Consider the following 17,076-nt stretch of genomic DNA (forward strand, 5'->3'; position numbering starts at 1 on the left):
TTTAAAAAGCTAATCACTAATTACTAGGCACTAAGTACTAATTCTTAGCTTTCTCTCTTTCTTCAATACGTTTGTGCCAATCGGCACTTTCTTTGTTTAAATCGTAACCTTGTTTTGATAAATAATTGTTGATTCTTCCTTTGTATTTACCAAACCAGCCGTGTTTTTCTTTAGATGAACCAGCATCCATTGCGTGTTCTCTGGCTTCCACTAAAGCTTTATAGATGTAGTCTTTTTGTTCTGCTGTTAAGTTTGGAAGCATATCATTGTAACCTGCAACTGTGATAGGAAGCACGCCGTAGGTCATTCCGTCTTTCACTTCAGTGATTTTATCTTCAGACAATTCTTTGCTTAATTTTTTGATATAAGATTTATGCAGTTTTGCAATTGATTCGTCTGCTTTTGCTTTCAGTTTATCAATCTTTTCGTTTTGCTTTTCTTTTGCTAAAGAAGTATCTTCTTTCACTTTTTTAATTTCAGCATCTCTTCCGTCCTGAATTTCAGTTAAATCTCTGAATTGCTGCGCGATAATATTTGAAACTGCTTTTTCTTTTGCTTCGCTTTTTAAATCTAATTTCGTAACGATTTTTGCAGCTCTTTCGTTGGTAACTTTTACATATTCAGGATCTAAATGCTGTTGCGCATTTAAAGTGGAAAATGCAAAAGCAAGCGATAATAAACCAGCGTTTAATTTATTTAGTGCCATGAGTTTTCTTTTTTAACATAATTATTTTAAACACATAGAAACATAGCTTTTCTTAACGTTTAAAGGCGTTTCACTTGTACTAACAAACATAGCTATGTGTTAGAAATATATTTCTTTTTATATTCTTTTGCACGTACAAAAACCTATGTTTCTATGTGTTAAATAATTATTTCTGTTTTCCTATTTTAAATCTAATAAAGGTCTAACTAATGTTTCTTTGTTGTTAGCCAAATCTTTCCAGTCTACTTTTATTGCAGGATTTACACCGTTGATGTAATCTTCGATATTGCTGTATCCGTCTCCGTTTAAATCTCCTTGTGCATCAGATGGATCATTTGGGTTTAAACCGTATTTTTTCTCCCATGCATCCGGCATTCCGTCTTTATCAGTATCGACATAAGGTTTTCCTTTGTATTCCGGATATCCTCCAACTTGAGAAATATCGGTAATGATACCTTTTTTATACGAATCCATTGGTAAACGTCTGTGTTCGAATTGGTAGAATTCTTTTTTCTCTAATCCTTTAGCATATTCTGGAACTCCAGTTTTTACAGTTCTTACGATTCTTTCGTCTACTTTATCTCTAATTGGAAGCGTTGCTCCAACGTTTTTAAGTACAAATTCGTACGATTCTTCAGCCGTCATGAATTTGTTGAACCAAGGCATTGGGAACGGTTTATCGGTTTTCATTTTAGAAAAGTATTCTTTTGCTTCATCATACGCCATTAATTCGCCTTTTTTATTCTCCAGCTGAATTCCGCCATCCCAGTTGTCTTTAGTCACTTTCTCGTTTCCGTTCACAACGTTTCCATTTACATAAGCTCTACCGAAAACCATATAAGGCAATTTGCTTCTTCCTGATTCTGGTTTTAAAATTCTATAGCTGATTGGCTGAGTCAAATCGGTTACCGGACCTGGTTTGTAGAAATTGTTGATAATATTGTAGTTTGCAGTATAATCGCCGCCATCTGTAGATCTATTGTACCAGTTGAAAACTACGTTATTTACGAAATTGAAAATTCCGTTCCAACCAATAGAAGGATTTCTTCCTGCATTATTCGCCCACATATTTCTCATGAAAGAACAGTTTTCTCCCCCCAAAGTACTTCCAAAAGCGTGATTGTAAGTATCTAATGCTTCTCCGAATAAACTGTTTTGGATCGTAATATTTACCGTTCCTACTTTAATATCTGGATAACCTGGTCCCGGATTGTACATGTGTCTGTAGATTGACATGTTTTCGTCTAATCCCCAAGTTGCAGAAACGTGGTCGATCATTATATTCCCAACAGGATTTCCTCCAATAGCATCATCACGACGGCCTACGAAAGTTTCTCCACGACGGAAACGTACGTGTCTGATGATTACATCATGCGTATCAATCCAAGTTGATTCTCCGGCAATACAAATTCCATCTCCAGGAGCGGTTTGCCCTGCAATTGTAATGTAAGGCGCACGAATAATCAACGGACTTTTCAATCTGATAATTCCGGCTACATTAAACACTATTATTCTCGCTCCTCCTTGTTCACAGGCTTCACGCAATGTTCCTGGTCCACGGTCTTCTAAACTAGTTACCGTATAAACTTTTCCACCACGACCTCCAAAAGTGTACATTCCGCCACCTTCAGCGCCTGGGAAAGCAGGAATTTCTGCCTGAGGTAAGTCGGTTGGTCTTGCTGCCCACGGAATATAAGGTTTTCCATGTTTTGCTTCTTCTTCAATAACTACTAAAGCTTTTGTCCAAGCTTCATCAGAAAGCCTTTGAGCCTCTTCTTTAATTGCTTTTTCCTGAGCCTGTACTTCTGGGCTTATCTTCGGATATTGAGCAAAACATTTTGCACTTCCTAAAAAAAGCAGAGATGATGCGATAAATAATGCGGAATTTTTCATGTTAATTTCTAGTTGCGGTAATTCTTTTTAAACAAATCACCTGTATCTCTAGTAAAGAATACAGGTGATATTTGTCGTAAATTCTATTTAATTTTCTAATAAAAATATCTTACGAAAAGACATTTTATTTATGCAATTTATTGTTGGTAATTATAATCTCCATCTCCACCAGAAGCATCTTTCCATCCAATTGTTTGTTTCAACCATGGATTTTGTGCTAATACTGTATTTTGTAATCCTTGAATATAATAATTTGGATTAAATTTTATTTTAACTGCTACGTTGTTAACGTTATCCATTGGTGTTGGCGGTGCTGCCAATACAAAATTACTTGTATAAAAAGCTGCCAATGTATTCAATTGTGATTCAAAAGTCGTTTTAGCTGCATCTATGTCTACAGAAATACTTGCACGAGCTGTCGCTAATGGATCTGCAGATGTTGCAACATTTTTGTATTGCAAATAGTTTCCAGTACGCTGTGTTCCATTGATTGGCGTTAAACCTAATTTAGTAACCGTATTCCCACTTGTACCAGGAAGGGTTTCATTATCGTACAGCATCCATCTTTGTACATCCCAGAAACGTTTTCCTTCGTAAGCTAGTTCAACTCGTCGCTCATATAATACAGCTTCAATAGCAGCATACTTACCACTTAAAGTCCCTATTCCATAATTATTTGCAGCATCAATACCAACACGTTTTCTAATTCTGCTTAAATAGGCAATAGTATTATTAGTCTGTCCTAATGCAGCATAACATTCTGCAATATTCAATAATAATTCTGCATAACGGTACTCTAAAATATCATTTCCTGAATATTGAAAACTACTTGCATTTGTTGCAGTTACATCTGTCATTTTTCTAACCAATGCAGGGCTGGTTTCATTATTTGAATCACTGTAATAAGATTTATTTGCATTATCCATCCAACGGTAAGCCCAAACAACAGGCTTAGCATTTTCTTTATAATCCCATCTTACACCAGAAAATGCAAATGTTCTGTAAAATCTTGGATCACGTTTAAGAAAGAATAGAAACGGGTTATAGCCATTAGCTGCTGTAGGTCTTTCACCTTTGTCTGTAGGAAATAAATCAATCATTTCTTTTGGAGCTTCCATAGCACCTGTACCACCTTGACTAATTAAACGAATTCCTTTTTCCCAAGAGTTATTAACTCCAAGATTTGTATTGTTTGTAGATAAAAGCTGTGTTGTGATAGCTTCTGAACAAAATGTATTGTTTCCAAGTGCAAACATATTCTGCCAGTCTTTTGCCGAATTACCGTATAGACCATATCCTGCGGCTGTTAAAGCTGTTTCAGCTTCTAAACCTGCTTTCAACGCGGCTTCCCAGCGCTCATTTGAACCATCCCAGTTTTTATTAAATAATGGGCTTGCATACGTTAACAGCACTCTTGATTTAACTGCTAAAGCAGCACCTTTTGTAACACGTCCGTATTCTCCCGGCCAATTTGCAGGCAGTAAACTTGCTGCCATATCTAAATCTTTTACAATTTGTTCTACCACTTCTGTTACTGTTGCTCTAGGCAATTTTATAGTTTCATCTTGTGTACTTGGAACTTGAGCTTCTGTTACAATAGGAACTCCTCCATAAACACGCATTAAGTCAAAATATTGAACAGCACGCAAGTAAAATAACTGCCCTTTTGCCTGATCGCGAAACGTTTTATCCAAATTTGCTCCTTTAACATCAATATCTCTAATAAAAGTATTACAATCTCTAATTCTGTTATAAGGAACATTGTTGATTTTATCTTCAAGTTTACCTCCATAATAACCAGATGCATCTGCAGCATTTACATAAGTAAGATTTGGGTTAATAAGAGGCTGAATTCCTCCTATTTCTTCTGTCATTTTAGAATATGTATCTGTAAATGAACCTACAAGGCTTTGACCTGGAGATTTAAAAGCAGAATAATAATCAAAATAAACATTATTGACATACCAATTTGCACGTTCCTGACTTTGGTAGAATGAGTCGTCTACACTTCCGTAGTTTTTCTTTTCTTCCAAAAAATTGTCACTACAAGAAGTACTTAGCACTACCAAAAGTGCTAAGGTTAGATATTTATTAATTTTTAGTTTCATCTTTAGTTGAATTAGAATGTAATATTAAAAGTAACAGCCCATGTTCTAAGAGTAGGGTAATTCTCAGAAGAATTATCATACATATTACGGTAATGATCTGGATATGGATTATATAAGTCCCAAAGATTATTACCTGTTACGCCAATTGACCATTTTGAAATTTTAATTTTATCTAAAAGCTCTTTAGGCATATCAAATCCTAATGTTAAATTTCTTACTGTACATCTAAAAGTATCTAACTGCCAGAAATCAGATGGGGCAGCAATGTAATCTTGTCCTGTAGAGTTCAAATTAGGATATTTACCATTTACGTTGTCGTCTGCTGAATACATATCGTTCCAGAAAGTTTCACGTGCCCACATATTGTGCGTAGATCCAGTACCTTGTTTTACAAAATCTATAGAACGGTATCCGCCCCAAGACGTTGCAATTTGAGTTTTAAAGAAAAATGACTTGTATCTTGCTCCTAAATTAGTTGTAAATCCATATGTTCTATTTTTTTTAACTAATTTAACATAATCCTCATTTTTCCAAATTTGTCCATTTGGTCCTGCCTGAGTACCATCATTACTGTTAAATTGTCCTGCTGCATCTTCATAAGCCAGCATTCCTTTTCTCATATCTGCAACATTAGAAATTCCCATATAATTAGGCTGACCACCTACACTAGCAGCATTCTGTGTTAAATAAGACCAGTAATTAGCAACGTCTTGATCTGTACGTAAGATCCCGTCTCCTGTAGAAGTTTCTTTCCATGTTCTGAATCCCCATTGTGGGAAAAATGTAGATTGACCAGCTTGTACTAAGTTATTTGATGGGTGCAATAACGCTGGTTCAGGAAATTTCTTAACCTTATTATCAGATAAGCCAAAGTTAACTCCTACATTATAACTGAAATTTTGATTAACCTTATCTTTCCAGGTCAAAGCGAATTCTGCTCCCCAAGAATCAACTGCTGCATAATTTTCCTCTGCAAATCCTCCTCCTACAGAGATTGGAACACCAACTTGTCCAGCCATACCTGTAAGCATATCTTTTGATCTATCATAATAAAAATCTGTAGTCAAAGACAATCTGTTTTTTAATACCGTTAAGTCAATACCCAAGTTATTTTTGATAGTTGTATCCCAACCTACATTTCTATTTGGCTCAACTCTAGGCGTTACACCGCCCCCAAGAACACCACCATTACTTCCAAACTGAAAACCTTTATCTGCAATTACATCATAAAGTGTCATCCATCTCCATGCATTGATGTTATCATTTCCTGTTTTACCAATAGAGTAACGAATTTTAAGAAAATCAACCCACTTTACATTATCAGCAAACCATTTTTCTTTAGAAACAATCCATCCTGCCTGAACCGATGGGAAAAATCCCCAATAGTTTTCTGGTGCAAACTTTGTAGAAGCATCACTTCTAAAAAGAAACTGAAGCATATAACGTCCTTTATAACTATAATTTAAACGTCCTAAATATGACAAAGTCCCCTGTTCCCCTTTTAACTGAGTTGAATTCGTACTCAAAGTTCCTGCTGTCTGATAAGATCCGCCATAGTCTTTACCGGTATTTTCAAAGGCTAATCTTGAACTGTTGAATTCAGATTCTGAACGCTCTACTGAAAACATCGCTCCAATTTCATGATTATCAAAAGTTCTGTTATAATCTACAAAAAAGTTCGCTTGTACAAATTTAGAACGAGAGCTGTTATAGTAAACTCTTGAGTTACGAACATTAGTTTCTATTGAATAATAATTATGAACCCCATCATTTGTAGTTACAGGTAATGCAGCACTAGCCAAGTGGCTGTCTAATTTCTCATATCCCATGATTCTTGCCAAATCATATGGTAATTGAACTTGCTCTGAACTTTCAGAAGTTTGAGTTCTTGCGTATGTACCTTTTAAAGATAATCCTTTTATGAATGGAACTTTCCAGTTTAAGGACATATTTACATTGTATGAAAAATCGCTTGAAACTTGTTTAGAACCATTGTCTAGACCAGCGAAATAATTCCATCCTGCAATTGTGTTATTTGCATTTGCAGATCCTAGTGTTGATGTTGTACGTGCAAATGGAGACATAAAATACATTTTATCATTTACAGTTGTTTCCCAAGGAATGTATTTTGGCATATGCAATAAAAGTCCATAATCTGCCTGTTCTCCACCAGTTGCAGAAGCATAACTACTGTCATTAAGATTTCCTGAAGCTTTGGTAAATGATTTTTCAATATCACCAGAATTACCTGAAACAGCTGCAGAAAAATCTAACGAACTTGTAATTTTTGCTGTCATACCAGTACGGAAATTCCATTTGTTATAATCTTGTTTTCCTAAATTTGCTCCTTGTGTAAAGTAGTTAATACCTGCAAAATAAGTAGCTTTTTCAGTACCACCGCTTACACTTAAAGTATGTTTTTGCTGGATTGCCGGTTTCCAAGCTTCTTTAAGCCAGTCATAATCTAAACTTTTCATTTCTTCTAACTCTCTATCAGTAAAAAGGTTTGATGAATTAGTTCCTAAATTATTATTTCCTTTAAAAAATCTATTAGAGAAAACACCAAATTCATACGCGTCCATAGTTTTACTATGACTAACTGCATCATTTACTGCAAATTGAGTAAAATATGAGAACGTAGGAACACCGCTTTTTCCTCTTTTAGTTTTAACTACGATAGCTCCCTGAGAGGCACGAGATCCGTAAATAGCAGCAGAAGCATCTTTTAAAACCGTCATACTTTCAATTTCTGAAGGATCTAATCTATTAAATGCATCTAAAGATGGTCTTCCGTTTATTGGATCGACCTGTATCATATCATCGATAATAATTAAAGGTGTTTTTGAACTACCATCTTTTGAAAAACCATAAGTTTGACGAATTTCCAGAGATGCTGCATCACCAGGACGACCACCACCATCAATAACACTTAAACCAGGAACTTGACCTCTTAAAGCTTCAGATAAATTTGAAACCGGAAGTTCCTGAATATCCGATGCACTAATAGTAGCGATAGCTCCTGTAAGTTTCTCTTTTTTCTGAGCACCATATCCAACGACTACAATATTTTGTAACTCATTTGAATCTTCTTCTAATTTTGCATTAACGATAGTTCGTGTTCCAACTGCTATTTCCTGCTTTCTCATTCCAATAAAAGAAAAAACTAAAGTTGCATTTGGTTTTACTTTAATTTGAAATTGACCGTTAAAATCGGTCGTCACCGTATTCTTTGTAGATTTTTCAGTCACGTTCACCCCCGGAAGCAGGCCGGATACATTATCAGTTACAGTTCCTGTTACTGTAACTTGATTTGAGGTTTGAGCATAACTCAGCACACTCATAAGTGTAAACAAAAGAAAACTACATCTCTTTAAAAGTGCTTGTTTCATAAATGCTTTTTTGTTTGGTTAGGTTATTATGTTAGTTAGTCATGTTTTTTTTAAATGTGTCTCACTATTTATAAGATTTAAATGAAACCTTAAAATAAAGAAAATTAAATGTTAAAAACACATTTATTTTTTATATTCCAAAAATATAACGATGATACATTACAACCGTCCTGCTCTATCCTGTTTTAATGACATTATCTAAAAAAAAACAACTCAAAAAAACAATATTAATAAAAAATGAAAAGAATAAATGCCCTAAATAGAAAAATTGAACAAAATGTTTGAGTATTATTAAATGGAAAGTCGGCTTTTTGAGCAAAAAAAGAAGAATATGCATCAAAAGAGAATTTTATGTCTTTTTTATGCAAAATAGCTCGCCGAGTGCCTGTATTTAAAGAAGTTATATCCGGCTTAATTCAGCAAAAAATGCTTACAGTTTTACTATTCCATTTTCAATTAAAAGTAAAAAACTTACAAGACAACTCAGCGAATTTGACCTCAAACAATCCTTAAATATTTCACAAAAAAATATTTTTTTTAAACGTAAATTCTGACCAATAAAAAAATGAAACGTGTTTTTTACACTAAATTAAAAAACAGAAGCGGCCAAAACTTACTATAATGCAGTAAGGTCAGCCACTTGCAGGATAATCGGCAAGAATAATAATTAATTTATTTATCAGGATTCCAGTTATTAAAAACTAAATCTCTACTGTATTTTTTTAATTCCGATTTAGGCAGCTGATGCGACCATGACACTCTTAGAGATAAATCTTTTGCTCCTAATCCTTTACTTCCTAGTTCAGCGTAATAAGCCGTTTTATCTTTATCTGGGAATCTTTTATCGATCCATTCATTCCAGCCTTCGGGAATAATATGTGAACCCATATCTGTGTTTATAAAAACAGTTTGGGCATAAGGTCTCCACGGTCTTCCCAAAAAAACTTTATCTACCGATTTGTCTTTTGCGGTAAGCTTACAATCTGTAAAAACAAATCCGTACGCCTGACCTTGTGGAGTTGAAGCTGCCGTAATATAAGAATTCACCAGACTTTCGATAGTGCATTTGTAGAAATAAGCTGTTGCATCGCCAAAAATAAAATCGGTTGTACCGTTAATAAAACAGTTCTCAAAATAAGTTCGGGTATTTCCTTCTGATAAATAAAGAGTATCCTGATTGCCTAAAAGATTACAGTTTTTCACGATAACGCGATCACTTTTTATATGAAGCGCCACCGCCTGTCCTACTCTTCCTGCTGTATTTTCAATAGTTAAGTTTTCCAGCATGCAATCGTTTCCTTTAATTAAAAAAGAATAGGATGTTGAAGTTCCGAATTCCTTTTTACCTGACGGATCTGGTTCACGAAGCGGTTTCCCTGAATAATCATCAAATGAAATGATGGTTTTATTTCGATCCAAACCTTTTAAAGTAATGAAAGGCTTAGAAGCAGGAATTTCCAATTTCTCCACATACTTCCCTGTTTTTATAGTAATTACAACACGTTTTTCTGAATTATCTTTCACATTATTTACCGCTTCCTGAATAGTTTTGAAATCTCCGGAACCGTCCTGAGCAACGGTTAATGCCAATTTATTATCGAGCGTTTGTGCTGATAGGGAAAATGTTGTTATTAAAAATAAAGAGAGAATATATTTCATGTTTTTAATTTAAGTTTTGAAATTGTAGAGACGCACTGCAGTGCGTCTACGTCACGTATACACATTTTTAAAAATACGTAAGACGCACTGCAGTGCGTCTCTACCATAACTGTGTGGTTAAAATCTTTGTCAAAGTTTTAAACTTTGACAAAGATGAATATCAAAAATCCGTCTATAATCCGCATCCAAAATTCTAATGCGACATCCAAACCGTCATTTCACCTTTTCCTTTATTTCCCCAAGCAAAATACGGAATCAACTTTACAGGAACAGAAGTTGCATCCTTAGAAGAAAGTGGCTTGTACAAAGTTTTGTTCCATAAATTATTCGAATTTATAACAGCTTCTGCATCAATGCTTACTAAGTTTCTATTGTTTAATGTAAAATTGTTGGTTGCAAAATTCGATTTCAAATTTAAAGCCACATCATTTACACTTACTTTCGCAGGAAGCTGGTCTGATTCTAAGCAATACACCAAAGGTCCTCTTTTTACAGCTACCTGATTTTTAACTTCTTCCACCAACGGATTAGCTTCCATCAATTCAACCGGCATTGGAAGATTCAATTCGATAACATCTCCTTTTTTCCATTTTTGATTTAATTGCAAATAAGTTCCTGAAACGATTTTATCATTAATTTTAGAATTGTTTATCGAAACTTCAGCATTCTGACTCCAACCCGGAATTCTTAAAAAGAAATTTTGTAAATCTTTAGGAACTTTTACAATTTTCAAAATTATTTTTCCATCCCAAGGATAATTAGTCTGCTGCTCAATTTCGATTTCTTCACCGTTTAAAGATTTTGTTTTCAACTGATTACTTCCGTATAAATTGACATACAAACCTTCTTTCGAAATATTGTATGCATAATTTCCAACTTCAGCCACCGTTCTGGTTACGTTTGGCGCACAGCAGTTTGATAATGCAATATAACCTTCACGTTCATTTCCCCAACGCTGATGAAATGGCAAATCGTTAGAAACATTCAGCGGATTATTATACAAGAATTTTTCTCCTTCTAAATCCATTCCCGAAAGTACGCTGTTATATAATGCCAATTCTACAATATCAGCATATTTGGCATCTCCGGTAATTTGAAGCATTCTCCAATTCCATAATACATTTCCAATATTAGCGCAGGTTTCAGTATGTGCTGTTGCATTTGGCAATTGAAAAGGTCTTCCGTAAGCCTGGTGAATTTTCTGTACTACAGTTGGATCATAAGAAGTTCCGTCTGGCGAAACGCCGTCGTATAAAGAACCGCAACCTCCAGTAATGTACATTTTACGATACGTTACATCATCCCAAATGGATTCCAAATTATCTAATAGTTTCTTTTCTCCTGTTTCGGCATACAAATCGGCAACTCCGGCGTAAAGATAATTTGCTCTTACGGCGTGACCCATTGCGGTTGTCTGCTGTCTAAACGGAACTCTATCCTGATTGTCATCGGTTCCATCATTTGTGGTTCCGCGAATATCAATAAGATTATTGGCCAATTCAAGATATTTTGGATTCTTGGTTGTTCGGTACATTTCGACAATTCCCATATAATGAGACGGACAAATCGCATTTCGAGCCAATTCTGGTGAAGCTTTTTTGTAGAAATCATACAAGAAATCAGCCACTCCTTTTGCAATATTAAGGAAGTTTGTTTTTCCTGTGGCACGATAATGAATACAAGCTGCAGTCATTAAATGTCCCATATTGTATTTCTCAAAACCCAATTGTTTTTTTACTTCTTCAGGGCCTAAAGTTCCCCAGCGCTCATCTATTAAAACTGGCGTATGAATATAACCATCTTTGCGCTGTACTTTAGCGAAAAGGGCAATGGCTTTGTCCATTTCCGCATCGAGTTTTTTATCTTTTGTAACGGCATAAGTCGCAGCCATTCCTTCAAAAATCTTATAAAAATCACCATCATGAAACGAAGGCCCTTTGAACGTTCCTTTGCTTAAACCTGCTGCAATTTCAAAGTTTTTATACGCATGCGAAATCTCATCGTTATGATACAAATCCCACATATATGGCAGTGTGTTTTTGGTTTCTACATCAAATTGTTCTTTCCAGAAACCGTTTGTCCATTTTACATCTTGCAAGCCTACACTCTGCAGTTTCGAATACGGACTTTCTGAATTCGCAACCAAACCTTTGTTCTGCGCAAAGATTACAGTTGAAAGAAATAAAGAGGATATGATGATGTTCTTTTTCATTTTGAATATTTTGTATTGTAATGATTGTAACGCTGATGACACGGATTTACTTCGTAAAAACGCGGATTAAAACGGATTTTTTATCTGCATAATCTGTAAAATCTGCGAGAGATTAATTTTTCACGCAGATTTTTCTTTTGCCCCGAATTACACGAATTGCACTAATTTTTTCTTTTTCTTGCGACAGATTAAAAGGATTAAATTGATTTTATACTAAATAATCTGTGCTAATACTTTTAATCTGTGGCAAAAAACTAATTCGTGGAAATTAGTGTAATTCGTGGCAAACCCATTTTTTTATTTTACAAAGAAATTAATGGTTCTGCTCATTGAATCTCCGTCTGCATCTTTTACAATTAGGATGAAAGAAGCAAATCCTTTTTCAACAGCTGTAAACTGAATTTCCTTTCCTTTTAATACCACTTTTCCATTTTTAAGATCAGAAAAAGTATAAATAGGTTTGTTTTCATAACCTTTGAAATAATCTGCAGCACTTAAAGTCTTTTTCTCCCCAGAATTCACAAAATAATGAGGCTGCGCCAGCCAGTCTAAATAATTATCCAACTGTGTAAATCCGTCTTTATCATTATCCTGATTTGCATCTGAGAAATCTCCAGCTGGTGAATTTTCGTTTAAACCAAAAGCTTTTTCCCACCAGTTTGGCAATCCGTCATGATCTGTATCCCAATCTGCCGGACGAGTTTCTGATGCGAAATTTGGCCATCCGCCTGCATCTTGTTCGTTATCAATCATTCCGCCTAAACCGCTTTTGCTTCCTTTGTAAGTGAATGTTCCTTTTAAAGTTTCGTCTATAATTCTGTTATCGTGTTTATCAAAAAACGGCTGATTGGCTCCAACATCCGAAAGTACATTTTTATAAGCCGCTTTCGCTGATTGCGTTTCTACGTATGAAGGAAAAAATGGTTTATCTACGAAAGTTTCATATTCTACTTTTTCATTATGACTTATTGTAGATTTTCTGCCTTTATCCTGAGATTTCTCATCAAAGTAACCTGGCATAATGTTTCCGTTAAAATAATAACGCTGCATTCCTTTTCCGACACCTTCATGCTGTGCATTTAAGGCCACAAATATCTTAGTCGAAGCGCCTGGTTTGTAAAAATTGTTTACAAAATTCACCTCATTTGCACCACCGTCTGTTGTTCTTTGTCCCCAATTGTACACCACATTATTGGTAATATCTAGTCGGCCTGTGTAGTAGCCATCTCCGTTTAAACCACCACCAATACTCCAGTTTCTTCCGTAATTATGAGCCAGTAAATTATGATGAAAACTACCAATATCACCGCCAATTGTAGCAGCAAATCCGTGCATTTTTCCAACCTCATATTTATCGTGTCCTGCCACATTTAAAGCTTCCGAAATTAAAGTTCGCTGTAAGGTAATATGATGTGCGCCACGCGAACTAAACGATTCATCAATTGTCCAGCTAATCGAGCAGTGATCGATAATACTATAATCAGCGCCCGTTAATCCCATTCCGTCAAAAGTAGTTCCGCCCCCGATTCTTACTTTCAAAAATCGAATCACGCCATCATTTCCTGTCAACCCAATTGGCGCTCTGCTGATTGTGATTCCTTCTCCAGGAGCCGTTTGTCCCGCAATAGTAATATAAGGCTGATTTGCTACTAATCTCGAAGCCAGCTTTATATTTCCCGAAACAGTAAAAACAATCGTTCTTGGTCCAATTTCCTGATTAATCGCATCGCGTAAACTTCCCGGACCGTCGTCATTTAAATTGGTTACTTCAATCACTTTTCCGCCACGACCTCCAACTGCGTAACGTCCGTAACCTTCAGCTCCCGGAAATGCCAATTGAGCAGGTTTAAACGACCAGACATTTCCTAATGTAACATCGCCATTATTATCCACTTCATCGACTCTCCAGTAATACGTTGTTCCACTGTATAAATCAGAAACTGAATACGATTTCTCCGTCAGTTTTCCTTTAAATTCTTTTGAAGATTCTGTTGCATTTTCTACCGCATTTTTGTCTTCACCAAAATACAATTTATGAAAAGCTACATTTTTTACCGCATCCCATTTTAAGGTTAAAGTTTTAGCCACTTCAACATGTTCATCTCTATTTTTAGGTTCCGGAGTTCTGGCCTGATTCATCAAATTTGGCGTATCAATTTCAAAACCGTTGATCACAATCTGTTTGACGATATCTGGGTTTGAAGTTGGATCAATTTCAAAACGAACGATTACATCCTTACCTTTCTCAGCATTAAAAGAAATATATGCCATCGAAGCATCAATTTTAGCATTGGCTCTCTGGCTTGCATTTACCGTTTCCTGAAGTTTTCCGTTTACATAGATTTTGATTGGAGAAAAAGTTTTTCCTGTAATGACATCAAAAGCGTTATGAAATGTTAAAAGTGTATGTTTTCCGGCTTTCAGTCCGCTGATTTTCAATTCTAAATTTTCAGCCGTAACCAAACCGTCACTTCCTAATTTGTTGTAAAACGGTGCGCTCATTCCAACTTTATACCATTTTGAAGTAAAGTTTCCTTTCAACTTAAATGATACATTATTAAATGATTTTTCGGCTTCTTTTCCTTCATTAATCACCCACGAATCGTAACTAGGATCGTGAACTTCTTCTAGTCTTCTTTGAAAAAAGTCAAAGTCAACTTTTACAATTTGTTTATCAGTATTTGCGACTGATTGTGCTTGTCCGCTTGCGGTCAAAAGCATGGACAAAACAGCGCCACTTATTAATTTCTTTATCATTTTTGCTTGGTAATAGTTAGTTTAATTTCGTTTTCTCTGCTTCAGATTTTCCTAACAGATTTATAATGTCTTTTTTTCTTTCTTCTGGAATTACTTTTAAAACCTTCAATTCTCCATTCACGAGTTTGGCTTCAATTGTTGTATTTTGTTTGGCATGTAATTTAAAATGAACGTTCCAATCTTTTGGCCAGGCTGGAAAAAGATAAATCTTCCCGTCTGTTTCCTGCAAAAGCATTTCCTGCATGCCAATCATTCCCGATCCTCCCCAATTATGATCCGGAACCCAATCAAATCCTGGTCCCCAAAAAGCTGGAAAACGTCTTTCTGAATTGGCCATTTTTAGCGTATTGTATTTCATCGCTTCATCGGTTAATCCCAAACGAGCTGAGAAAATATTGTCTTGTTTCCACCCGATATGACTTCTGAATTTTAAAGCATCAGGATCGTATTTCCAAGTATTTAAAGCCGTTTCCAAATCAGGTTTTCCAACACCGTAAATTCCCCACGGATAAACAGGATACAATTGCGGAACCTCGGAATTATTAACTCTCTCCCAAGTTTTGGCAGGAAGTAAAACTTTATGATTTTCAATTTGTCCGAAGTTTAAAGGCGGAATTCTGGATTGAAATGCTTTTAAATATTCTGAATCTTCTTTTGACAATTGATTACCAGAAAGGTTTAAAAGATTTTCTGTAATAACCTGTAAAGCCGAAATTGTGCTATTGGCATTATTCGCCATTTTATACGTTTCCGCTCCCGAACCCGGAAAAAGAATTAATTTCCCATTTCCATCTAAAGCTTTTCTTCCTCTTTGTTTCGCTAAATATTGATAATGTTCGTCGAAAAATCGAAGACAGCTTATAATAAATTGATTGTATTTCTCAATGTTTTCTCCTGCATATTCTTTCTGCTGAAGCATCATCTGACAGAATTCTAAAACCGTATCCCATTCGTATTCCAGCCATGCATTGTATTCCATTCCCGGATCGTAATCTGCGGGGCGTTTCCATTCATACTCTGCTGGATTTGGCAAGCCGAAATTTTCTAGTTGCTCGGTGAATGATGCGCCGTTGTGATTCCAATACACTTTAGAGCGTAATTCGGCATTTTTTTGAAGACTTACATAATAATCCAATTGCGATTTCATCATATCAAAATCACCGCCTTTTACCATTGGAAAATATACCAATCGCTGGTTTTGAGCTGTCATGGTTCCTCCGCCCCAGTTCCTGAAATCAGGCGTAAAATTCAGGTCTTTATTCGTATGAAGAGGATCAACTGTAAAAAGTCCGCCATTGAATTTGGTTGGATATTTTCCGTACGCATTGCATCCCAACATATATCGGAACAACTGATAATTCTGTCCGATTTGATACACCGAATCTTTTGCAGTTGACTGATTTTTTTGAGTGAAAATAAAACTGCGACTCCAGAAGTTATTCCACCATTTTTGAGTATTTTTTTCGGATTGTTTTGCTGTATTTTTATTTTGAGAAATCAAACTTTTCAATCCATTATCCCAAGAAGCAAAATCGGACTGATTAGTATTTAAATAAATTTCTAATGAATGTTTTTTGGATGATTTTATACTTGATAAATTAAAGCCTTTAAAATCGGTATCCTGATATTTTCCAAGATATGTCCCGTCTGGTTTTAGGTTATTGCCTTTCATGAATCCGCCGAAAGTCAAATTCGCAATTGGGTTCAGCATTTGGTCTTTAACCGATTCCATTTTCTGCTGTTTTACGGCTACATCAAAAACGGTATTTTCTCTATTTCTGTGATAAAATTTAATACCGTTATTTTCAAAAGCAATCGAATCTTTAAAAATGATAATATCGCCCTGAGGTGCCCATTTATAAGAATTGGCATTGTTTTCTTTTCCTTTTGAATGATGATTCTGATAACGCCAGCTTTCATAAGAAGCCGTCATTTTCAGCGGATTTTTACTTTCTAAATCAACATGAATAATCGGTTTAAAAACATCTACCCAAAGTTTGATTTTAGTATCATTCTGCCCTACTAAAACATATCCATCCTTAAGTTTTAATTCCTGATGAAAACCTTCTTTTCCTGTGAAAGGATTCGGACTCAAACTCACTTTTACACGACCTAATTTCAATAAAGTATTATGTTCGTCAAAAGTCCCACTTCTTGAAAAATAGAAATACAAATCGTCCTTCTCAACCCAGACATTCATACCAATATCACCGCCGCCCAAAGGCATAGATTCCGATGAATTGTTGCTTTGCGTTGTCCAAACCTGATTGTAATTATCGAGCGCAGGGATTTGCGCTTTGAGGCAAAGCGTGATGAAGAGAAGTATGTATTTTATGTATTTCATTTATTTTT

General features: G+C 35.5%; 8 protein-coding genes. All 8 read right to left on the reverse strand.

The annotated features are described in order from the left end of the window. Nucleotides 1–37 precede the first annotated feature (37 nt). Complete coding sequence (locus AC1RRQ_RS08500; RefSeq protein ID WP_493022589.1) at nucleotides 38–706, reverse strand: DUF3826 domain-containing protein; 669 nt, start codon at nucleotides 704–706, stop codon at nucleotides 38–40. Nucleotides 707–886: 180 nt separating this feature from the next. Next, nucleotides 887–2,599: a polysaccharide lyase gene (locus AC1RRQ_RS08505; protein ID WP_493022590.1), complete on the reverse strand. Its 1,713-nt coding sequence runs from the start codon at nucleotides 2,597–2,599 to the stop codon at nucleotides 887–889. Nucleotides 2,600–2,736: 137 nt separating this feature from the next. Further along, nucleotides 2,737–4,707 (reverse strand): RagB/SusD family nutrient uptake outer membrane protein, encoded by a 1,971-nt coding sequence (locus tag AC1RRQ_RS08510; protein ID WP_493022591.1) that lies wholly within the window; start codon nucleotides 4,705–4,707, stop codon nucleotides 2,737–2,739. A gap of 11 nt (nucleotides 4,708–4,718) precedes the next feature. Next, nucleotides 4,719–8,096 carry a SusC/RagA family TonB-linked outer membrane protein gene (locus AC1RRQ_RS08515; RefSeq protein WP_493022593.1) on the reverse strand — a complete coding sequence of 1,126 codons (3,378 nt, stop codon included), beginning with the start codon at nucleotides 8,094–8,096 and terminating at the stop codon, nucleotides 4,719–4,721. A gap of 672 nt (nucleotides 8,097–8,768) precedes the next feature. Further along, entirely contained in the window at nucleotides 8,769–9,755 is a 987-nt protein-coding gene (locus AC1RRQ_RS08520; RefSeq protein ID WP_493022594.1) for a pectinesterase family protein, read from the reverse strand. 193 nt (nucleotides 9,756–9,948) lie between these two features. Next, a complete protein-coding gene (locus AC1RRQ_RS08525; protein WP_493022595.1) occupies nucleotides 9,949–11,967 on the reverse strand; it encodes an aceric acid hydrolase in 2,019 nt (672 codons plus the stop codon). A gap of 297 nt (nucleotides 11,968–12,264) precedes the next feature. After that, entirely contained in the window at nucleotides 12,265–14,724 is a 2,460-nt protein-coding gene (locus AC1RRQ_RS08530; protein ID WP_493022596.1) for a pectate lyase family protein, read from the reverse strand. A gap of 16 nt (nucleotides 14,725–14,740) precedes the next feature. Continuing rightward, nucleotides 14,741–17,068, reverse strand: coding sequence for a DUF5703 domain-containing protein (locus AC1RRQ_RS08535; protein WP_493022597.1), 2,328 nt, complete (start codon nucleotides 17,066–17,068; stop codon nucleotides 14,741–14,743). Between the last annotated feature and the right edge of the window lie 8 nt (nucleotides 17,069–17,076).

The sequence above is a fragment of the Flavobacterium sp. GW821-FHT12A05 genome (genome assembly GCF_058807735.1).